Source organism: Nocardia carnea (assembly GCF_029869215.1).
Taxonomy (GTDB): domain Bacteria; phylum Actinomycetota; class Actinomycetes; order Mycobacteriales; family Mycobacteriaceae; genus Nocardia; species Nocardia carnea_B.
Genome location: NZ_JARWPM010000296.1, coordinates 1 through 24,712, shown reverse-complemented (window position 1 = coordinate 24,712; position 24,712 = coordinate 1). Strand labels below are relative to the sequence as shown.

4 protein-coding genes are annotated in these 24,712 nt (G+C 70.9%); all 4 read right to left on the bottom strand.

The features are described 5' to 3' along the window. Positions 1-5: 5 nt before the first annotated feature. Positions 6-13,223: a type I polyketide synthase gene (locus QH276_RS20880; protein WP_280406864.1), complete on the bottom strand. Its 13,218-nt coding sequence runs from the start codon at positions 13,221-13,223 to the stop codon at positions 6-8. A 126-nt stretch (positions 13,224-13,349) separates the two neighbouring features. Continuing rightward, positions 13,350-14,579, bottom strand: a complete 1,230-nt coding sequence (gene ccrA, locus QH276_RS20875) for a crotonyl-CoA carboxylase/reductase (RefSeq protein WP_280401715.1) — start codon at positions 14,577-14,579, stop codon at positions 13,350-13,352. A 1-nt stretch (position 14,580) separates the two neighbouring features. After that, complete coding sequence (locus QH276_RS20870) at positions 14,581-19,290, bottom strand: type I polyketide synthase (protein WP_280401716.1); 4,710 nt, start codon at positions 19,288-19,290, stop codon at positions 14,581-14,583. A 28-nt stretch (positions 19,291-19,318) separates the two neighbouring features. Further along, on the bottom strand, positions 19,319-24,712 hold a 5,394-nt coding region (locus tag QH276_RS20865), incomplete at its 5' end, for a type I polyketide synthase (protein ID WP_280401717.1).

The window sequence follows — 24,712 nt, the reverse complement described above, 5'->3', positions numbered from 1 at the left end:
GGTGATCAGAGCGGCCCGAATTCCTCGTCGACCAGGCTGAACAGTTCGTCGTCGGTCGCGTCGCCCAGTTCGGTCGTCTCCTCCGGGCGGGTACCGAGGTAGGTCCGGGCGGTGGCCTCGAAACGGCTCATCGTCCGGCGCGCGGCTTCCCGGTCGGACTCGTCCAGCATGCCGAGCAGTGCCTCGATTTCTTCGAGTGCACCCGCGAGCCGGGTCAGCGGAGGTGGCGCGGGCGCGGGCGCGAGACACGAGAGGATGTACTCGGCCACCTCGTTGGGTGTCGGGTAGTCGAACACGATCGTCGACGGTAAACCGAGCCCGACGGCGTGGCTGAGCCGATTGCGCAGTTCCACCGCCCCGAGCGAGTCCAGGCCCAGATCGGCGAACGAGCCGGCGGGGTCGACCGTTTCGGCGTTCGCCACCACCGCGACATGTTCGCACACCAGTTCCCCGATGGCCTCGCTGCGTTCCCGCGCCGAGAGCCCGCTCAGCCGGTCGGCCCAATCGGTAGCCGGGCGCAGCGAGCCGCGCCGGACGGCCACCGGACCGCGCAGCAGGTGGTGTCCCCCGGTGGCCGCGGTCCGCGGATCGAACTGAACAGGCGCGATGACCGCCTGGTCGGCGGCCAGTGCGGCATCGAACAATGCGAGCCCGGCGGCGGGCTCGAGCGGGATGATCCCGAGGCGGCGCCACCGCGCCAGGTCCTGATCCCGCAGGGCGCCCACCATGCCACCCTCGGCCGCCCACGGCCCCCAGGCGAGCGACAGCGCGGGGTGCCCGGCGGAACGACGGCGCCGCACCACCGCGTCCAGCCCGGCATTGGCGCAGGCATAGCTGGCCTGACCGGCCGGACCCAGGAGCCCGGCGATCGAGGAGAACGTCACGAACAGCGGCAGGTGGAGATCACGGGTCAGTTCGTCCAGGACCAGCGCGCCGTCGACCTTGGGCCGCCAGACCCGCTGGAGTTGCCCCGAGGTCAGCGTGGTGATGGTCGCATCGTCGAGTGTGCCGGCGGCGTGGACCACCGCCGACAGTGGCCGCCGAGCCGGGATATCGCGCAGCACCGGACCCACCGCATTCCGGTCGGCCACATCGCCGGTCGCGACCGTCACTTCGCAACCAGCGGAGGTCAATTCCGCAACCAGCTCGCGCGTGCCCGGCGCCGCGTCACCCCGCCGGCTCAGCAGCACCAGACCTCGTACCCCGTGGGCCGCGACCAGATGCCGGGCCAGCAGCGCCCCCAAACTGCCTGTGCCGCCGGTGATCAGCACTGTCCCCGTGTTCCAGCCCGCGATATCCCGGCGCGGGATATCGGTCGCTCGGGTCAGCTGGGCCGCGAATACCGTGGGCGAGGCCGCCGCCGCGGATTCGCCGTCGATACGCCGCGTCCGCCAGAGCAGTTCGGGATAACCGGCAGCGGCCACCAGGCGCCAGTCCACCGAGGTCGCGTCGTCGGTATCGACCAGCACCACGCGGTCCGGATATTCGGCCTGCGCCGACCCGACCATGCCCCATACCCCGGCATTCGTCACCTCGACGAGCTCGGCCGGGTCCCGGGCGACGGCGCCGGAGGTGGCCACCACCAGTCGCGTCGCCGCGAACCGATCGTCGCCCAGGAACCGCCGCAGCAGGTCCAGGACCGCGTGCGGGCCGATTCCGCCGGGCACCACGAGGACGTCCGGTGCGGGGACCACATCGTCGGGACGGGCGTGGCGGGCATTGATCTCGAGGCCGGACGGACCTGTCGCGGGGTAGTCGATACCGCCGAATCCGTGCTCGTCCAGCACCACCACCGTGGCCGCCGGGCATTCCGCGGCAAGCTCGACGGGACGCCAGGTCGGTGCGAACAGCGACCGATGCGCCGCACCTCGATGGGCGAGCAAATGCGCTGGTTCGACGGGGCGGTAACCGACCGCGCCGGCCTCGAGCACCGGATTCCCGCGGTCGTCGGCCGCGGTGACCGTCCATGCCGAATCACCGGCCGCCGCCACCCGGACGCGCAGTGTCGTCGTGCCGGTCCGGAAGTAGCGGACGTTCTTCCAATCGAACAGCATCCGGCCGGTGCCCGTCGCCCCGAATCCGACCACGGCTCCGCCGTGCAGCACGGAGTCGAACAGTCCGGGATGTAATCCGTAGGCGGACATACCGGCCCGCTGTTCGGGATCGGCCGCGACCTCGGTGTAGACCACACCGCCGCGGCGCCAGGCGGCGCGCACACCTCGGAACGCCGGGCCGTAGTCGAATCCAAACCCTTCCAGCCGGCCGTACACCTCCCGCACGGCAATGACTTCCGCTCCGGGTGGCGGCCACGCTCCGTTCCCGAGCTCCGCGAATGCTTCTCCGGGGTCGGGTGCGTTGTCCGCGGGAACCAGGGCACCGGCGGCATGGCGCATCCACTCCGTGGAGCCGCCGTCGGGCCGGGAGTGAATCGACACCGGCCGGGCGCCCCCGTCGCCGGGGGCACCGAGGCTTACCTGGATATCCCGCACCTCGCCCGCGGCGAACAGGAGCGGCGCCTCCAGCGTGAGCTCACGCAGGAGCTCGCAACGCATCTCCCGGCCTGCCCGCAGGGCGATCTCGACGAAGGCGGTACCGGGAACTACCCTCTCACCCAGTACGACATGGTCGCCGATCCATGGGTGGGTGTCCGGGGACAACCGCCCCGCGAACACGACCTGGCCGGTGTCCGCGACCGATACCGCGCCGGTGAGTATCGGATGGCCGAGATCGTCACCGGCGACGGCCGGCGGCGAATCCAGCCAGTACCGCCGACGCTGGAAGGGGTAGGGCGGCAGGTCGACCCGCGGTCCCGTCCGCCCGGCGAAGAATCGTGTCCAGTCCACGCGCGTACCCGCGCAGTGGGCATCCGCCACGGCCCGCACCAGGGTGGCGACTTCCGCGCGCCCGGCGCGCTGCAGAGCGACGACCGGGACATCGCCGAGCGTGCGGGAGACCATGCTCGACAGCACACTGCTCGGCCCCACCTCCACGAATCGGGCGGCGCCGGCGTCCCGGAGCGCGGTGAGTCCGTCCGCGAACAGCACCGGGCATCGCACCTGCCGCACCCAGTACCGCGGATCGGTGAACAGGTCCGATTCGATACGTCCGGTGACGTCGGCCGCCATCGGAATACGCGGCCGATGCCAGCTGACCGTGCGGCACAGCGACTCGAATTCGGCGAGCATCGGTTCCATCAGCTCGGAATGGAATGCGTGGGAAACCGGGAGCAGCCGGGATCGCCGAGAGCCCCAGCGCTGCGCGAGTTCCTCGATTCCGGCCGCGGGTCCGGACAGCACCACCGCGCCCGGCGCGTTCACCGCCGCCAGTCCCACTCCCGGTGGTAGTTCGGTTATCTCGCCGGGATCGGCATCGATCGCGAGCATGACGCCACCGGGCGGCAGATCCGCCATCAGCCGTCCCCGTGCGGTCACCAGCCGTACCGCGTCGGGCAGATCCAGCACGCCGGCGATATGGGCCGCGCTGACCTCTCCGATCGAGTGGCCTACCACCAGCTCCGGTGTGACACCCCATGATTCGAGCAACCGGGCCAGCGCGACCTCCACGGCGAACACGGCCAGCTGCGTATTGTCGGTGCGCTCGAGGTCGGTGTCCTCGGCGAACAGCCAGTCCGGATCGCAGATCTCCCGGAGGGCGTCGGCGAACACCGGAAAGGCGGCGAAGAGTTCACGGCCCATACCCGATCGCTGGGCGCCCTGCCCCGAGAACACGAAGGCGGTGCGGCCGGGTACCGCCCGCACCGGCGCCACCCGATCCAATTCGGCGGGGTCCAGCACCGCGGCACGCCATTCGAGGTGCGCGCGAGCGGTCGCCAGTTCCCGCCCGACATCCTCCGGGGACAATTCGGCACAGGCGGACCGCAACCGCTGAGCCGCGGCGCGCACCGCCGTCTCGGTCCGGCCGGATATCAGCCACGGTACGCGGAGTTGTGAAACCGGTTCGCCGCGCGCGGGTTCCGGTTCAGCCGGGGCCTCTTCGAGAATAACGTGGGCATTGGTGCCGCTGATACCGAAGGATGAGACCGCCGCTCGGCGCGGCCGGTCGCCGCTCGGCTCCCACGGCCGCGGCTCGGTCAGCAATTCCACGGCCCCCGCCGACCAGTCCACCTCCGGTGTCGGCGTCTCGGCGTGCAGGGTGGGCGGCATGGTGCGGCGCCGCATCGCCTCCACGGACTTGATCACCCCGGCGATGCCGGCGGCGCCGACCGTATGCCCGATATTCGATTTCACGGACCCGAGCCAGGCCGGATGGTCCCGGTCTTGTCCGTAGGTCGCCAGCAGTGCCCGGGCCTCGATCGGATCGCCCAGGGGCGTTCCGGTGCCGTGTGCCTCCAGCAGGTCCACCTCCGCGGGGACGAGACCCGCGGCATCCAGTGCGGCTCGGATCACCCGCTCCTGGGCGGGCCCGCTGGGTGCGGTGAGCCCGTTCGAAGCGCCGTCCTGATTGGTCGCGCTGCTGCGGAGGACGGCGAGCACCCGGTGGCCGCGTGCGCGCGCGTCCGACAACCGTTCCAGCACCACCAGCCCGGCGCCTTCCGCGAACGCCACTCCGTCGGCGGCCGCACCGAAGGATTTGCAGTGGCCGTCCGGTGACAGTCCGCGTTGGCGAGCGAAATCGACGAACAGATACGGCGACCCCCACACCGATACGCCACCGGCGAGGGCGAGCGAACATTCGCCCGATCGCACTGCCTGCGCGGCGAGGTGGAGTGCGACCAACGAGGAGGAGCACGCCGTGTCGACGGTGAGCGCCGGACCCGCGAATCCGAACAGATAGGCCAGCCGGCCGGACAGCACACTCGGTGTGGTGCCGGTGAGGCGGAAGCTTTCGAGCTCACCGGCCACCCGCGGATGGTAGTCCGCGGTGGTGGCGCCGGCGAACACACCGACCTCCGCACCCCGCAACGATTCCGGATCGATACCGGCGTCCTCGAGTGCCTCCCAGGTCACTTCCAGCAGGACGCGCTGCTGAGGGTCCATGGCCGCGGCCTCACCCGGTCCGATCCCGAAGAACTCCGCATCGAATCCGGCGGCGTCGTCCAGGAAGCCGCCGGTGCGCACGTAGACGGTGCCCGGCGCGTCCGGGTCGGGGTTGTACAGCCGGTCGAGATCCCAGCCGCGGTCGGCGGGGAAGGCGGACATGGCGTCCGTGCCCGCGGCGACGAGGTCCCACAGGTCTCCGCGCGATCCCACGCCGCCCGGAAAACGGCAGCCGATGCCGACGATCGCGAGAGGTTCGCCGGAGCCCGCCGCGGTGGTTCGCTCGGCAGGTGTTACGGGTACAGCGGCGTGTCCCGCGAGCTCGAGCAGATGTCCGGCGAGAGCGTCCGCGGTCGGATGGTCGAATACCAGGGTGGACGGCAGGCGCAGGCCCGTGGCACGGGTGATGCGGTTGCGCAGTTCGACACTGCCGAGTGAATCCAGGCCGAGGTCGGTGAACGCGGCAGCCGGATCGAGGGCGGCCGGATCGGAATTGGTGACCACCGCGATATGTTCGCGTACCAGATCCGCCACCAGGACGGCGCGTGCTCGGTCGTCGAGACCGGCCAGCCGGGCTTCGAGGGCGGAGCGCTCCACGACGCGGACGGGAGCCGCGTCGGGAGTACGCCGAGCCGGGTCACCGAACAGGTGATGTCCGGTACCCGTGCGCAGCACCCCGGCATCGACTCGGACCGGAACCACGACGGGCGCCCGGTAATTCGGCGCGTTGCCGGCGATGGCCAAGGCGTCGGCGGAATCCAGCGGCGTGATCCCGAGACGTTGCCATCGCGCCAGATGAGTTCCGGAGAGCCGGCCCGCCATACCGTCGGAGGCGGCCCAAGGGCCCCAGGCGAGCGCGACCGCCGGCTGCCCTGCGGCGCGACGGCGCCGGGCCACCGCGTCCAGCGCGGCGTTGGCGGCGGCATAACCGGGTTGCCCGGCGGCGCCGAGGGTCCCGGCGGCCGAGGAGAACAGCACGAAGGCCGCGAGGCCGAGTTCGCGGGTGAGTTCGTCCAGGATCAGCGCACCCTCGACCTTCGGCGCCCAGATGCGGTGCAGCTGTTCCGGTGTCGCCGAGGAAACGGTGGCGTCTTCGAGGATCCCGGCGGCGTGGACGACCGCGGACAGCGGCGCGGATCCGGGAATCGACGCGAGCACGGTGGCGACGGCGTCCCGGTCGGTGACATCACAGCCTGCCAGGGTGACGGTGCATCCCGCCGCCTCCAGGTCGGTGCGCAATGCCGCCGCGCCGGGGGCTCCGGCGCCGCGCCGGCTCGCCAGGATCAAATGCCGCACGCCGTGGGTGGCGAGGTGCCGTGCCAGCCGCGCGCCGAGCCCCCCGGTGCCGCCGGTGATCAGTACCGACCCGGGGCCCCAGCGAAATTCCGCCGGTTCGTCACCGATCGGCATGGGTGTCAGGCGCGGCGCGGTCGTCACACCGCCCCGCACGGTCAGTTGCGAGTGTCCGGCCGCCAGGACGCCGCCCCAGTCGATACCGCCCGGATCGTCGGTATCGATCAGCAGTAGCCGGCCCGGGTGTTCGGCCTGCGCCGCACGGACGAGCCCGTGGACACCGGCGGCCACCGGATCGATATCGGCGTCGCGGGTCACCACGGCGAGGCGCGCACCGGCGCACCGGTCATCGCGCAGGAATCGTTGCAGCCGGTCGAGTACCACCGCGACCCCGGCCGCGCCGTCCACCGTCATGACCTCGGGCACCGGGTCGAGCGCCGGCTCGTACTCCCCGACCGTCACCGCCGCTGCCCCGGACGGCAATTCCACCGGCAGCCACTGCATTTCGAACAGCGATTCGGCGGAGCGGGCAGTGTGACTGCGCGCCTCGATATCGAAGGTACGGAAGACGACCCGGTCGATCGACAGCACCGGACTGCCGTCCGGATCGACGGCGGTCACGGAGAATCCGTCGGCGCCCACGGGTGCGGACCGCACCCGCAACCGGGTCGCCCCCGGCGCCGAGCAGCGCACCCCCGCGAACCGGAACAGCAGCCGGCCCTGCTCGGGCGGCAGATCCTCGGCCAGCGCGTACTGGGCGAATCCCGCGTGCAGCGCCAGGTCGAACAGCGCGGGATGCAGGACGTAATCGCCCGCTTCCTCGATGAGTGCCTCGGGCAACCGCACCTCGGCGAAGATCTCCCCGGCGCGGCGCCACACGCCATCGAGGCCCAGGAAGGCGGGGCCGTAGGTCAGGCCGGCGACACCGGCGATCCTCGCCAGAATCCACTCCGGTGGTACGGGTTCGGCGGCTCCGGGGGGCCAGTGCGGCTCGGCGATCCGGTCTGTGGAAGGCGGGCGGGAGCCTGGACCCGGTTCGATTCCGGTGTACCGGCCGACGCCCGAGCGAGTCCATTCGGCGTCGTCGTTCCGCCGGAATCCGACAGTGAACGGCCGTCCGCCACCCTCGTCGTCCTGGTCGATCACGATCTGGATCGCTACCCGGCCCTGTGCGGGCGGCAGAATCGGTGCGGACAGCGTGAGTTCGTCCACCCCGCCGCAGCCCGCCTCGGCGGATGCCCGCAGCAGCAGCTCGACCACACCCACACCCGGAAACACCGGGGTGCCGAAGGACAGATGGTCGCCCACCCACGGGTGGGTGCGCAGTGAGAAGCGACCGGAGAACAGGTCTTCCCCGGCACGGGCGAGGGTTTCCGAACTCGTCAGGACGGGGTGGGTCAGGGTATTGCCGGTCCGTGGGGCGGGCGCGTCGAGCCAGTAACGCCGGTGCTGGAAGGGATACCCGGGCAGGCCGACCCGTCGCGCACCCTGCCCCGCGAAGAACCGTTCCCAGTCGACCGGGACCCCGGCGCAATGCGCGGCGGCGACCGCCCGCACGAGCGTCTCGACTTCGTCGCGGCCGCGTCGTTGCACGGCCAGCACCGCGTCGGCGTCGATCAGGCCGGCCAGCACCGCGTCCGGGCCGATCTCCAGATAGCGGGTTCCGCCCGCCGTCCCCGCCGCGGCGACGGCGTCCGCGAAGCGGACCGGCTCGCGTACCTGCCGGACCCAATACTCCGGCGATACCGGCAGTTCGGCTTCGATCCGGCCGGTCACGCCCGAGAGAAAATCCATCGACGGTGGGCGCCACGTTATTCCGCGGCACACCGTCGCGAATTCCGCCAGCATGGGCTGCATGAGCCCGGAGTGGAACGCGTGGCTCACCCGGAGTCTGCGAGTCCGCCGGCCGGTCCGCCCTTCGAACTCGTCGATCCCCGCGACCGGCCCCGACAGCACCACGGCTCGCGGGCCGTTCACCGCCGCCACCGAGATACCGGCCGGCAGGTCACCCACCTCGTCCTCGGCGGCGTCGACCGCGAGCATGGCGCCCCCGGCGGGGAGGGCCGCCATCAATCGGCCCCGGGCGGTGACGAGCCGGACCGCATCCTCGAGCGACAGCATGCCGGCGATATGGGCGGCGGTGATCTCACCCACCGAATGCCCGGCCACCAGGTCGGCCGTCACACCCCAGGACTCGAGCAACCGGGTCAGCGCGACCTCGACGGCGAACAGCGCGAGCTGGGTGTTGTCGGTGCGGTCGAGGTCGGTGTCGCCGGAGAACAACCAGGCCGGATCACAGACCTGTGCGATCGTTTCCCGGAACACCGGGAAGGTCTCGAACAGCTGCCGTCCCATCTCCGTCCGCTGCGCACCCTGTCCGCTGAAGACGAACACCGTCCGCCCGGGTACCACCCGGACCGGCGACACCTCCGTCGCGGCCGGTCCCCCGACCTCCGCGCGGTACTCCAGATGCGCTCGAGCGCACGCGAGTTCGAATCCGACGTCGACGGGGCGCAACGCCGGCGCATGTTCGCGCAGCCGTTTTGCGGCCGCCGCGGCGGCCGCGGGGGTCCGGCCCGACACCAGCCACGGCACGACCGGCAGCGGGGTTCCCGCCGGTGCCGGTGCGGCGGGCGGCTCCTCGACGATGAGGTGGGCATTGGTGCCGCTGATGCCGAACGACGACACCCCGGCCCGCCGCGGCCGGTCCGGCGCCGGTTCCCAGATCCGGGCCTCGGTCAGCAGTTCGACGGACCCGCCGGCCCAATCCACGTGTGGCGACGGCGTATCCGCGTGCAGGGTGCGCGGCGCGACCCCGTGGCCCATCGCCTGCACCATCTTGATCACCCCGGCCACCCCGGCCGCGGCCACGGTGTGACCGATATTGGATTTCACCGAGCCGAGCAGCAGGGGACGCTGTCTGTCCTGCCCGTAGGTCGCGAGCAAGGCCCGGGCTTCGATCGGGTCGCCGAGTCGCGTGCCGGTGCCATGCGCTTCCACGACATCCACATCGCCCGGCGCGAGTCCGGCATTCGCCAGCGCCGCCCGGATCACCCGTTCCTGCGCCGGGCCGTTCGGCGCGGTCAGGCCGTTCGACGCGCCGTCCTGATTGATCGCCGAACCCCGGATCACGCCCAGTACGCGATGTCCCTGCGCCTGCGCGTCGGACAGGCGCTCGAGCACCACCAGGCCCGCGCCCTCGGCCCAGCCGACCCCGTCGGCGCCGGCCCCGAACGATTTGCACCGGCCATCGGGGGCCAGTCCCCGTTGCCGGGCGAACTCGACGAACAGGAACGGCGACGCCAGCACCGTCACGCCACCCGCCAGTGCCGCCGAACATTCGCCCGACCGCAGCGCCGCCACCGCCAGATGGAGCGCCACCAGTGACGACGAACAGGCGGTATCCACCGTCAGCGCGGGACCTTCGAGACCGAACGTATAGGCCAGCCGACCGGAGACCACGCTGGTGTGGCGGCCGGTGAGGCGCAGGCCCTCGGAGCCGGTGTCGTTGCCGCGATAGTCGGCGTCGCCGGCGCCGACGAAGGTGCCGATATCTTTGCCGCGCAACGATTGCGGATCCATGCCCGCGTCCTGCAGCGCATCCCAGGCGACCTCCAGCAGAATTCGCTGCTGCGGGTCCATCGCGGCCGCCTCGCCGGGGCCGATGCCGAACAGTTCCGCATCGAAACCGCCTGCGTCGTCGAGAAATCCGCCGCCTGCGGCGTAGATCGTGCCGGGATGGTCGGGATCCGGGTGCACCAGCCGGCCGAGGTCCCAGCCGCGATCATCGGGGAACGCCGATATCGCGTCCCCACCGCGGCTCACCAGATCCCACAGGTCCTCGCGCGAGGTGACGCCGCCGGGGAAACGGCACCCGATGCCGACGATCGCCACCGGTTCGTCGCTGCGGCCGGCCGCTCGTCGCGGCGCCGGCGCCGGTGCGTCGCCGGTGACGAGAGCGCGCACGAACCGGATCACGTCCGCCGGGGTGGGGTGATCGAAGACGAGCGTCGCCGGCAGGGGAACGCCGGTGGCTTGGATCAGCCGGTCTCGGAATTCGACGCCGCCGGCCGAATCGAGACCGAGTTCCCGGAACGTGCGCCCGGTATCGATCTCCGCGGCGGAGTCGTAGCCGAGCACGGCCGCGACCTGTTCGGCGACATGCGCTGCCACGTCGGACGCCGGCACCATGCCTGCCGTGACCGGATCCGCACCCGCCGTTGTCGTGGCGGCACTGTCCGGGATCGCGCCCGGACCAGGTTCCCGTTCCGGCCGTGCCGCCGCGGGGCCGACCGCGGATTCCCGAGGCCCCGCCGACGACCGGGCCCCCGCGAACCAGTAACGCCTGCGCTGGAAGGCATAGGTCGGCAATCCGGTGACCCGTGCGCCCCGATCTCGCCACCAGGCCGGCCAGTTCACCGGCCGGCCGTGTGCGTACGCGGCGCCCAGTGCCGCGGTGAACCGGTCGGCGCCGCCGTCACCCCGCCGGAGGGTATCGAGGACCGGCACGGGCGCGTCGGCGGTGAGTTGCTGGAGCGCGACCACCAGCCCCGGATGGGGCGACACCTCCAGGAACACGCAGGGTCCGTCGTTCAGCAGGCCGCGTACGGTATCGGCGAACCGAACGGGTTCGCGCAGTCCGCGGTACCAGTACTCACCGTCCAGCTCGGCCGTGCCGATCGGTGCGCCGGTCACCGTCGATACCATCGCGACCGCGCCCTCCCGCGCGACGATCGGTGCCAGGTCGGCAACGATCCGTTCCCGCAGCCCCGCGACCTGCGGCGAATGCGACGCGTAATCGACGGGGACGAGGCGGGCCCAGATTCCGTCCCGCGCACAGTCGGCGACGATCCGCCGGACCGGTTCCGGCTCCCCGGAGATGACCACCGAACCGGGCGCGTTCACCGCGGCGACCGTCACTCCCGCGGGTAGCTTCGGGCCGATCTCACTGTCCCCCAGGCCGATTACGGCCATGGCACCCCGGCCGGCCAGATCCCGGGCAATCGCTCGGGCGCGCAAGACGATCACGCGGGCCGCGTCCGGCACACTCAACCCACCGGCGACCGTGGCAGCCGCGATCTCCCCTTGCGAATGTCCCACCACAACATCCGGTTCCACACCGAACGCCCGCCACTGCGCGGCCAGCGACACCATGACCGCCCACAGCGCGGGTTGGACGATATCGGCTCGCGCCAGCAGGGTCTCGTCACCCAGCGCCTCCCGCAGCGACCAGTCCACCCCGGGCACCGCCGCCAGCGCGGCAGCGCATTCGTCCATGGCCGCACCGAATTCGGCGCCGGCATCCCAAAGTTCCAGGCCCATCCCGGCCCATTGGCCACCTTGGCCGGGGAAGACGAACACCGTCCGTCCCGGTGCCGCCCGCCCCCGCACCGGGCCCGGCGCCCCCTCCGACACCGCGGTCAGCCCGTCCAGCAGCGTCGCGCGGTCCGCGGCCAGGACCACCGCCCGGTCCGCCAGCGAGGCCCGGGTCGTCGCCAGCGACCGGCCGATATCCGCGAGCGAGGTGTCCGGGGTCTGCGCCGAGAGCCAGGTCCGCAACCGAGCCGCCTGGCCTGCGAGACCCCTAGGTCCAGCCGCCGAGAGGACGAACGGCAGCAGCCCGTCCGGAGTCGCCCGATCCGCGGAATTCCCCGGACCTGTCCCCGGTCCCGGGTCCCGCGGGGATGCCGGCGCCTGTTCCAGGATCACGTGAACGTTCGCGCCGCCCATCCCGAACGATGACACCCCGGCCCGCCGTATCCCCGCCCTGCCAGGCCATGGCTCCGTACGCTCCACCACACGTAACCCCAGCTCCGCCAATGGGATTCGTGGGTTGGGCGTGGCGAAGTTCAGGCTCGGTACCAGCGTCCGCCGGTCCAGGCAGAGGACGGTCTTCATCAGGCCCGCGATACCGGCGGCCGCTTCGAGGTGGCCGATATTGGTCTTGACGGAGCCGACCGCCAGCGCGGCCGCACGATCACCGGCGCCGTAGACCTCGCCGAGCGCCCGGGCCTCGACCGGATCACCCGCCACGGTGCCCGTGCCGTGCAATTCGACGTAATCGATATCGGCCGGGGCGAGGGCGGACCGGGCGAGGGCGGTGCGCATGGCCGCGGCCTGTCCGGCACTCCCGGGCGCGGCCAGGCCGGTCTCGCCCGATCCGGTGGCGATCGCGCTGCCGCGGATGACGCCGTAGATGTCGCGGCCGTGGGCCAGCGCGGCGGTCAGCGGTTCCAGCACCACGATCGCGCCGCCCTCACCCCGCACATGGCCGTTGGCCCGGGCGTCGAAGACGTAGCAGCGGCCGTCGGGCGACAGTGCGCCGAATTCGGCGGCCAGCGCATTCCCGAACGGCGACAAGATGAGGTGCACACCACCGGCCAGGGCGGTCCCGGATTCCCCGGAGCGCAGGCTTTCGCAGGCCAGATGCACCGCGGCCAGCGACGACGACTGCCCGGTGTCGACGGCGAGGCTGGGCGCCTCGAATCCGAACGTCCGGGAGATCCGGTTCGCGACGACCGATCGGCCGAGCCCGGCCAGACTGTGCCGGGTCAGCGCGTCCGGCCCGTGCCGGGACACCAGATCGCCGTAGTCGCTACCCGTGACGCCGAGGAAGACGCCGGTCCCCGCGGGCGCCCGGTCGGGGGCGATCCGCGCGTCCTCCAGGGCCTCCCAGGCCAGTTCCAGGGCCAGTCGCTGCTGCGGATCCATGGCCGCCGCCTCATTGGGGGCGATACCGAATACCGCGGGGTCGAACAGATCGACGCCGTCGAGGAAGCCACCGCGCGGCAGCCCCGGCGGCCGGTCATCCGGGACCTCACCGATGGTTTCCACACCGTCCCGCAACACCGACCACAGCGCCTCCGGCCCGGACGCACCCGGAAGGCGGCACGCCATGCCGACGATCGCGATATCGGGACAGGACTCGACCATGGACTCTTCCTCCACAACCACCGGGCGGATACAGACAGCAACCGGATCAGCGGCGCACCGGACGGATCCGCGCCGCCCAGGCCGCGGGCCTGTGGAGATACGCGGCGCCGCTACGCCGGGACCGCCTCATCCGGCGCCCGCCGGCGCGTTCACCCGAACAGCCATGTTTCCGCTCGGGTGCACGTTGTCGTGCATCAGCTGATGCAATGCCCCGATATCGTCGAATTCGCCGCAGCGGGACAGGCAGGGGCGCAGCAGTCCCGCATTGATCAGCGCGATGACTTCCCGGTATTCGCGGAGGTTGGCGCCGTGCGAGCCCTGCAATCGCTTCGATCGCATCCACAGGTGCCGCAGATCCACATCGCCGTTGTAGCCGGTGGTGCCACCGCAGAGCACCACCATGCCGCCGTTGTCGCAGACATACATCGACGTCGGCAGTGTGTCCTGACCGGTGTGTTCGAGGACCACGTTCGGAAACCGGCGCTCGCCGAGGATATCCCAGATCGCCTTGCCGAATTTCCGGGCGCCCTGCAGGAATTCGCCCATGGCGACGGCGTCCTCGGTATCCGGCAGACGGCCCCAGTGATCGAATTCCGTCCGGTCGATCACTCCCGCGGCGCCCAGTTCACGGCAGTATTCGGCGCGCTCCGCACTCGAGGCGACCGCGATCGGAATCGCGCCGACGGCCTTGGTCATCTGGATCGCCATGGACCCCAATCCGCCGGCGCCACCCCAGATGAGCACCACATCTCCGGGACGGACCTCGTTACCGGGCCAGCCGAACAACTGCCGATAGGCGGTCGGCCCGGTGAGCATGAAACACGCCGCCTCCTCCCAGGTCAGGCAGGCCGGCTTGGGATGGCACTGATAGTCCGACACCAGGCAGAACTGGGCGAACGCCCCGTAGTTGGTCTCGTACCCCCAGGCCCGCATACCCTTCGACGTCGGATGGTCGGCCCCGCCCCGGATATCGTGCGCCGATTCGTCCCACTGACCGCCCGCCAGCACCACATGATCGCCGACAGCCACGCCCTTCACACCCTCGCCGACGGCCCAGACGATGCCCGACCCCTCCGACCCGCCGATATGGAAGTCCTCCGGCTGACCCAGTTTCTGCCGCAACGAGATCACATCGACGGGATGGCCCAGCGCGGCCCAGACATTGTTGTAATTGATCCCGGCGGCCATCACCCAGATCAGCACCTGGCCCCGGCCGGGCGCGGGGGTTTCCACGACCTCCGTCACGAAGGCCTGGGTGGGCTCACCGAAACGTTCGCGCCGGATCAGGGAGGCGTACATGTGGGTGGGGACTTCCCCTACCGGGGGAACCTCACCGAATTCGTACAGTTTCCGCACCTCACAACTCCATTCTTTCGGCGGGCATGGTGCCTGTTCCGATGTCCTGCCCGCCCAGTTCGGTCAGCAGATGAGCGGCCAGTTCCACAGGTGTCGGGTGTTCGAGAATCATGCGGATCGGCAGGTCCGTACCCGTCGCGACGGCCAGTCGTTTCCGGATCTGCAGCCCGGAGATCGAATCCAATCCGAGATCACGAAATGGTGTTTCCGTTTCGATATCGTCCACCGAGTCGTAGCGCAGGACCGCCGCGATCTCACCGCGGATCAAATCGACGACGATGCGTTCCCGTTCCGGCGCGGATTTGCCGGCCAGGCGGGCCAGCAGCAGGTCGTGATCGGTCGCGTTCTGTTCGTGATGAGTGCGCAACCGGCGGAACTCGGGCAGGTCGGTGAACACCCCGCCGCCCCGGGTGCCGGCGAACTCCGGTTGCTCCCAATCGATCCCGGCCACCATGGCATCCGCCTCACCGGCGGCGACCGTACGCAGCAGTGCCTCGATCGCCGTCTCCGGATCCGGCGGCGCGGCGCCGACAGCGGTGTCGTGCCAGCCGATCGCGCTCGCGGCGGCGCCGCGGTGACGCCGCCGGTGCGCGAGCGCGGCCAGCGCGGCATTCGTCGCGGCGGCCTCCGCGCCGCCCGGTACCCCCCAGGCGCCGGACGCCGGCGTGAGCAGGACGAAGAAATCGAGCGCCCGGTCCGCCAGGAGATCGTCCAGATGACAGGCGACGGCATATCCGGTCTCGGCGCCGGTTCCGTCCTCCGCGCCCGCCGCATGCACAACCCCGGTCAGCGGGTGGTCGTCGCCGATCTCCGCGAGCACCCGGGCGAGTGCCGCGCGGTCACCGAGGTCACAGTCGGCGAAGGTCACCGTGACGTCCGCGGTGCGCAGTGCACGCGCCAACTCCGCGGCCGCCGCGGTGCCCTCCGAAGCGGTCAGGACGAGGTGCCGCACGCCGTCCTTCACGAACCGGCGCGCGAGGTCTCCCGCGATGCCGTCCGGCGCGCCCGTGATCAGCACCGTCCCCGACAGCTGGAGCCCGGAATCCGCGCCGGTCGCCCGGCCGCGCCGGATCCGTCGTACGAACACTCCGTCCGCCCGCACGGCCAGCTGATCGTCGCCGTCCCGGCCGAGGATCTCGCACAACTCGGCCGGCTCGGTGGCGCCGGGGGCGGCGGACATATCGACCACACCACCCCACACCGCGGGGAATTCGCGTGCGGCCACCCGGCTCAGACCCCAGATCCGCGCCGCATCGGGATCGGGCGCGGCATCCGCCGGGCCCACGGCAACGGCACCGGTGGTCACCCACCAGAGGGGATGAGCGAACTCGCTCTCCCCCAGCGCCCGCGCCAGGTCGATCGGGTCCGTCCCGGCGCCCGGTCCCAGCACGCAGAGCACGCCGGCGGCATCGTCGGCGGGCGGCGCCTGCCGGATCCTGTTCACGATCTCGCCGCCGGTGGCGTCTGCCGGCACCGGGACGGGGTGCACGCCGCCGGCATGATCACGCAGGGCGTCCACGACCGCCGCCGACCGCTCATCGATATCTGCTTCCGGGACCACGACGTACCACGTCGACCGCGTCACCGCAGCGGGCCGCCGGGCGAGCCGTTCGAAAACGGTCCGATAGCGCAAGCGATCGGCGAGCCGGTGGCGGCCGGACCGCTGCCACCACGACGACAGGTGCGGAAGCACCGTCGCCAGCGATTCGGTATCGCCGCCGATCAGACGTGCCAGACCGGCGGTATCGGCCTGTTCGACCAGACGCCAGAACTCACTGCCCGGAGCAACTACCGGACGCGGTGCCGCCGCAGCGAATTCATCCGGCAGCCAATACCGTTGCCGCTGGAAGGGGTAGGTCGGCAGGTCGGGCAGATGGCGGGCGGGCACACCGCGGAAGGCCGCGCGCCAGTCGACCGGCACGCCCTCGGCATACAGTTCGGCAGCCGAGGTGTAGAAGCGGCCGAGGTCGCCCCGGTCCCGATGCAAGGTGCCGCTGGTGAGTACCCGGATCGACAGATCCTCGGCGATCCGGTCCACGGACGGTAACAAGACCGGGTGCGGACCGGGTTCGACGAAGGTCTGCCACCGGGCCCGCAGCGCTGATCGCAGCGCGGCATGGAAGTGCACGGTCCGGCGCATATTCTTGAACCAGTAGGCGGCATCGAGGGTGCCGGTGTCGATCTCGTCACCGACGACCGTCGAAAAGAACGGAATGCGGGCTGCCCGGGGTGTGATCGAGGCGAATGCCTCGAGGACCTCGTCCTCGAACTTGTCGACGTCGGCGGAATGCCCCGCCCCGGTGGCGCCGGGCACCCGGCGCGCCCGCGCACCCTCGGCGGTGAACTCCGCGGTGAGTTCGGCGAGTGCCTCTGGGTCACCCGAAAGAGTCAGCGCCTCCGGGGAATTCACCGCGGCCACCGACACCGCGGCACCGAAACGCGCGATCCGCTCCTCGATCTGCGCGGCGGGCAACCCCAGCACCGACACCATGGTGCCGCCGCTCAGGGTGGCGAGCAGTGTGCTGCGCACACCGACGATCTTCGCGGCGTCGTCCAGCGAGAGCGCGCCCGCGGCGTAGGCCGCCGCGACCTCGCCCTGGGAATGCCCGATCACCGCACCGGGCGTCACACCCATCGACTTCCAGAGTTCGGTGAGCCCGGCCATCACGGCGAACAGGGTGGGTTGGATGACATCGACGGTGTCCAGCGCCGGCGTGCCCTCGTCCTGCCGGAGCACCGCGGTCACCGACCAGCCCGTCCACGGGGCCAGCGCCCGATCGCAGTCGGCGACCGCGCGGGCGAACACCTCCGATTCGGCGAGCAGTGCGCGGCCCATCCCCGCCCACTGGCCGCCCTGGCCCGGATAGACGAAAACCGGCGCACCCGGATTGCGCGCGACCCCCGTCACCACATCGGGGTCGAAGGTCCGGCCGGCGATCGCCGCGAGCCCCCGGGACAGATCTCCGGTCGTGGACCCGACGACCACCGCACGGTTCTTGAAGGTGGCCCGGCCGGCGAGCGAGTATCCGATATCGGCCGGTTCGGGCGCGTGCCCGGCCAGCCATTCGCGCAACCGCCCGGCCTGCTCCCCGAGGGCTTTCGCGGTACGGGCGGAGAGCACCCAGGGGATTGCCGGTGCGGTTCCCTCGGGACGCCCGCGCTGCGTATCCGCCGAGTTGCCTCCGGCGAATTCCGGGGCGGCGGTGGCATGCGCACCGCTCTCGGCGAATTCGGGCGCCGCGACGAGGACGTGCCCGTTGGTTCCGCTCACCCCGAACGACGACACCGCACCCACCAGCGGTTTGTCCGCCGTCCACGGCACGGGCTCGGTCAGCAGCCGCATGGCGCCCGACGACCAATCGACCTGCGTGGTCGGCACCTCGGCATGCAATGTCGGGGCCAGCGTGCGATGCCGAAAGGACATGACGAGTTTGATCAGTCCGGCGACGCCGGCCGCCGGGCCCGAATGACCGATATTGGATTTGATCGAGCCGAGCCACAACGGCCGGTCCGGGGCACGGTCGGCCCCGTAGGTCGCCAGCAGGGCACCGGCTTCGATCGGATCGCCGAGGGCCGTACCGGTCCCGTGCGCTTCGACCACGTCGACAGCCGCTCCGGTCAGCTGGGCACTGGCCAGCGCGGCCCGGATCACCTGCTGCTGTGCGGCGCCGTTGGGCGCCGCCATCCCGTTCGAGGCGCCGTCCTGGTTGATCGCGCTGCCGGGGATCACCGCGGCGACCGGATGACCGTGGCGGCGCGCGTCCGACAGGCGCTCGAGCAGCACCATACCGATGCCCTCGCCCCACCCCGTGCCGTCGGCGTCGTCGGCGAACGCCTTACAGCGGCCGTCGGGGGCGGCCGCCAGCCGAGTCATGCCGAGCAGCATCGGGGTGGACATGAGCATCACGCCGCCGGCCAGGGCGAGATCGGATTCCTCGTTGCGCAGCGATTGACATGCCTGATGGATGGCGACCAGCGAGGACGAGCATGCGGTGTCGACGGTGACGGCCGGACCGGAGAATCCGAACGCGTACGCCAGCCGGCCGGACAGCACACTCGACATACTCCCGGTCATCATGTGGGTCGCATCGCTGTCGTCCGGGATGTACGGGATGGCGGCGACGCCGTCGCCGTGCAGCGGTGCGTCGTCACCGGTCCGGTTCTCGTCACCGGCCGCCGCATTGCCCGGGAAACCGTTGCCGGCCTGGACGAGGGAGGCCATATAGTCGCCGCCGGTCGACCCGACGAACACACCGGTGCGGGCACCGCGCAGCGAACTCGGCACGATTCCGGCGCGTTCGATCGCCTCCCAGGTCACCTCCAGCGCCAGCCGCTGCTGCGGATCCATCAGCAGGGCTTCGCGTGGTGAGATGCCGAAGAACTGCGAATCGAAACCGGCGATATCGGTGAGGAATCCGCCGGATTGCGCGTAACCCTCTTCGAGTTCGCTCGATTTGGTCGGTATCACCTCCCGCATGGCGTCCCAGCCGCGATCGGCCGGGTAGGCACCGATGGCGTCGACACCGGAGGAGACCACCTCCCACAACTGCTCCGGAGTGCTGATCCCACCGGGATACCGGCAGGCCATGGCGACCACCGCAATCGGTTCCCGCGTACGCTTCTCGACCTCGGCGAGCCGGCGCCGGGACTCGTTCAGTTCCTGCGTGACCTTCTGGAGGTAATGCCGCAGCCGATCCTCGGTGGATGTCATGATTTCCTTTCGCTCATCCCGTTCGCCATCAGCTGTCGCCGTCCGGATCGGCGAGGCCGAGATCGCTGTCGATGAAGGCGAACAACTCGTCGTCGGCGGTCGGGACCGTGGACGGGAGCGCCGTATCGAATCGCGCGGCAAGCTGACGTATCCGTCGCACCGCCATCCGGTGTTCGGCACTGTCGTGGCCGAGTCCGGCCAGAGCGGACTCGAGTGCCTCCACTCGTGCCACGACATCCGGTGCGGCGTCGCCGGTGTCGGTCGGCAGACAACCATCGATATATTCGGCGACCGATTCCGGTGTCGGGTTGTCGTAGGCGACCGTCGCCGGCAGTCCCACACCGGTCACCCCCGCCAGCCGATTGCGCAGCTCTACCGCGGCCAGCGAATCGAACCCCAGATCCAGGAAACTGGCCCGCGCGTCCACCGGTTCGCCGCGTCCGAACCCCAGCACCGCACCGACATGCGAAGACACCAGCTCGACCAGCACCTTACGGCGCTCGTCGGCCGCCAGTCCCGCCAGCCGTGACACCAATTCCGCCGATACGCCCGCCGTCGGCGCCGCACCCACGTTCGACGCGCGCACCATGCCCCGCATCAGGGACGGCACGACGCCCCCCGCTCCCGATAGCTCCCCGGTCAGTCGCACCCGATCGAACCGCGCGGCGACCACTCGGGACCAGCCACCCGACAACGCCCGATCCCACAGAGCCAGGCCATCCGGGACCGACAGTCCCACGAGCCCCCCGCGGCCCATCCGGGCGCGATCGGAGTCCGCCACACCGCCGGCCATACCCGCCGAGACTTCCCACAGACCCCACCCGAGGGAGCACGCCGCCAGACCCGATCGCCGCCGATACTGCGCGAGCGCGTCGAGAAACGCGTTGGCGGCCGCGTAGTTCGCCTGACCCGGTGACCCGACGGTACCCGCCACCGAGGAGAACAGCACGAAACCGTCCAGCTCCAGGTCGCGCGTCGCCTCGTGCACGTACCACGCGCCATCCAGCTTGGCCCGCAGTACTCGCAACACCCGCTCCGGCGTCAGCGCACCCAGGATGCTGTCATCGAGCACACCCGCGGTGTACACCACGCCCGACAGCGCGCCCACCTCCGCGGACACTCGAGCCACCAGGCGCCGCACGTCTTCCCGCACGCCCACATCGCATGCCTCACGCCGGACCCGGGCACCCACCTGCGCCAGCTCGTCCACCAGACTCCCACTCACACCGGTGCCCGACCGGGACGCGACCACCACATCGCGCACCCCGCACTCCACCGCCAGGTACCGCACGATCACTCCGGCCAGCTCGCCGCCGCCCACGACGAGCACCACACCGCCCCGCCTCCAGCCCCACCGCTCGACACTCTCCGGCGAATCCTGGGAGACCGGCGGCCGCACCGGATCGACGTCGGGAGCCGCACCGGCAGGCATCAGCCGCGGCGCCCACACCCCCGAATCACGCACCGCTACCTCGGTTTCCGAGCCTCCGATCACCGCGCTCAGCGCCGCACCCGGATCACCGCCGGCGCTGTCGACCAGCGCCAGCCGCCCCGGGTACTCGAGCTGCGCCGTCCGCACCAGCCCCACCACGCCCGACTGCACCAGACCGCCCGTCCCGATGCCGGCATCACCGGCCGCACGCACCGACAGCGCACCGGAGGTCACCAGTATCAGCCGGACCGAACCCAATCCGGCACCTGCAACCCACTGCTGCACGACGCCCAGCGCACCCAAGACGGCCGTCCGCGCCTCGTCGACCACGTCCACGCCCGCTCCGTCCTCGCCCGCGTCCTCGCCGGCGAGCGACCCACACGGCGCCACCACCGCCACCGGCGCCCGGACTCCGGACGCCACCGTGTCCACGATGTCACCGACGTCGGCGAACCACCGGCTCACGAGAGCGGAACCCCAGCCCGCCAAGACGTTCGGATCACCGAGTCCCCATACCGTGCCGGACAATCCCGGGCTCTCCGGGACCGGGACCCACTCCACGTCGAACAGCGCGGCCCGGCCGCTCAACGCCGCCAGCTGCTGCCGCGACACCGGCATCAGGGCGACCGCGTCGACGGAGGCCACCGGCCTGCCGGTCTCGTCCGCGACCTGGACGGACACGCGGTCGCCGTCCCTGCGCAAGACCACCCGCAGGCGGCTCGCGTGTCCTCCGGAGAGCGAGACACCGCTGAACGATATGGGCAGCCACAGTGTGTCCCCGTCCAGTTCCGGCGCCGCCTCAGGTTCCTCCGCCCCCGCCACCGAGACCGCCCACGCATGCAATGCGGCGTCGAGCAGGGCCGGGTGCACACCGAACGCCGACACATCGAGTCCGGGTACCTCGATGTCGGCGTAGACCTCGCCGGGCCCGCCCCGCCAGACACGCCGCACACCACGGAAAGACGGCCCGTATCCGTAGCCCAGCTCGGCCAGCCGCTCGTATCCGAGGGCGGCGTCGACGGCGCCGGCGTCCGGCGGCGGCCAGATTCGGCCCAGCTGCTCGGTGTCCGCTGTCTCGGAGTTCACGGTTCCGGAGGCGTTGCGCACCCACCCCGACCGGTCCCCGGACCGGTCGGCGCTACCGTCGTCCGGCCGGGAATAGATCGTCACCGGCCGCTGGGTGGCGCCACCGCCGACCACCACCCGGACCACGGCGCCGCGGTCTCCGACCGTGAGCGGCTCTTCCAGCAGCAGGTCCGCGACGCGCGAGAAACCAGTGAATACCCCCGCCGCACCGGCGAGTTCGATCAGGCCGGTCCCGGGTAGCAGTACCGACCCGAAAATCGTATGGTCGGCCAGCCAGGGTTGATCAGTGACCGACAACCGGCCGGTGAACACCGTGTCACCGCCCGGGACGTCGAGCACGGCGTGCAGAATCGGATGGGTCACGCGGCTCAGGCCCAGACCCGCCGGATCCGATGCGGCGGAGCCCTCCTGAAGGGCCGAGGTCAGCCAGTACCGCCGGCGCTGGAACGCATAGGTCGGCAGATCCACCGTGCGGGCACCGGTGCCGGCGAAGAATTGTTCCCAATCCACCGGAAGTCCGTGGCAATGCGCCCGGGTGAGGTTTCGGACCAGGCTCGCCGCCTGATCCCGGCCGCGGCGCTGCAGTGGTATGACGACTGCCTCGTCACCGGCGATCCGTGAGATCATCGGCGCCAGGGCCGCATCCGGGCCCACCTCCAGGAACCGCGGCGCGGCCCCCTGGGCGGCGGCTCGGATCCCGTCGGAGAATCGGACTGTGTCGCGTACCTGCCGGACCCAGTAGGCCGGGTCGGTGAGGAGGTCCGATTCCAGCCGCCCGGTGACGGTCGAGACGATCGGAATCCGTGGGGGACTCCAGGTGACGCCGCGGCATACCGTCTCGAATTCGGTGAGCATCGGCTCCACCATCTCCGAATGGAACGCATGCGAGACACGTAATCGCCGTACGCGGGTGCGTTTCTGCCACATCCGCTCCACGTCACCGATCGCCGGATCCGGCCCCGACACCACCACAGACCCAGGCGCGTTCACCGCCGCCACCGACAGGCCGGCCGGAAGCTCCTCCGCCACTGTCGATTCGGCTGCCTCGATCGTCAGCATCGCGCCACCCGGCAGCGCCGCCATCAACCGTGCCCGCGCCGACACCACCCGCACCGCGTCGTCGAGCGAGAGACAGCCGGCGATATGCGCGGCGACGATTTCCCCGATCGAATGACCCAGCACGACATCCGCGACGACGCCCCACGACTCCAGCAACCGATACAACCCGACCTCTACCGCGAACAGCGCCAACTGGGTGTTGTCGGTGCGGTCGAGGTCGGTGTCGCCGGAGAACAACCATTCCGGATCACAGATCTGTTCGATCGCCGCCCGGAACACCGGGAAAGCCTCGAACAACCCCTTCCCCATACCTGTCCACTGCGACCCCTGCCCCGGAAAGACCAGAACCGTATCGGCCCTGCTCGCCCGTACCGGTTCGGTGTCGTTCCATTCGATCCCGTCCCGCCCCGCGAACACCGCTGTGCGCCACGGCAGATGAGCCCGGGTGGCGGTCAGCGACCGTCCGATATCGGCCGCGGCGGCATCGGGATCTGCCGTCACCCAGGCCCGGAGCCGTTCCCGCTGCGCGACGGCGGCTTCCGGCGAGCGTCCCGACACGATCCAAGGCACCGGGGCGAGCTTCAGGTCGACACACCGCGAGTTCGGCTCCGCCCCAACGGGCTCCACATCATCACCGGCCCGCACTGCCTCCGCTCCCACCCGAACGGCTCCGCCGGCCGCGATCAGGGCCGCCGCAGGTTTACCAGGCTCCGCCCCCGGCGCTTCTTCGAGGATCACATGGGCGTTCGTCCCGCTGATCCCGAACGACGACACCCCCGCCCGCCGCGGCACGCCGGTGGAAGGCCACTGCTGGGGTTCGGTCAGTAACGCCACCGCACCCGACGACCACTCCACATGCGGACTCGGCACCTCCGCATGCAGTGTTCGCGGCAGCACACCGTGCCGCATCGCCTCCACCATCTTGATCACACCCGCCACCCCCGCGGCAGCCTGCGTATGTCCCATATTCGACTTCACCGACCCCAGCCACAACGGCCGGTCCTCGGCGCGATCCTGTCCATAGGTCGCCAGCAGCGCCTGCGCCTCGATCGGATCACCCAGCGTGGTGCCGGTCCCGTGGGCCTCCACCGCGTCCACCTCCGCCGCCGATACACCCGCATTCGCCAGTGCGGCCCGGATCACCCGCACTTGCGAGGGTCCGTTGGGTGCGGTCAAACCGTTCGACGCACCATCCTGGTTCACCGCCGACCCCCGCACCACACCCAGCACCCGACGCCCCGCGGCTCGCGCGTCCGACAACCGCTCCAGCACCACCACACCGGCGCCTTCACCCCACCCCACACCGTCGGCGCCGGCGCCGAACGATTTGCACCGCCCATCCGGCGACAACCCTCGCTGCCGCGAGAACTCCACGAATACCGAGGGCGTGGCCAGGACCGTCACCCCGCCGGCCAGGGCCATCCGGCAGTCACCGGCCCGCAGGGCCTGGCATGCCTGATGGATCGCCACGAGCGAGGACGAACAGGCGGTATCCACCGTCACCGCCGGACCCTCCAGTCCCAGCGCATACGCCACCCGCCCCGACACCACACTCGCCATACCGCCGGAACTCAGATACCCCTCCAGGTCCCGGCGATGTTCGCTGGTCGCCGCCACGAATCCGTAGTCGTGGTACATGACGCCCGCGAACACGCCGGTACCACTACCCCGCAACGACAACGGATCGATCCACGCATCCTCGAGCGCCTCCCACGCCACCTCCAACAAAATCCGCTGCTGCGGATCCATCGCCAACGCCTCACGCGGACCGATACCGAAAAACCCCGCATCGAACTCACCCGCCTCATACAAAAACCCACCCCACCGCGTATACGACCGACCCCG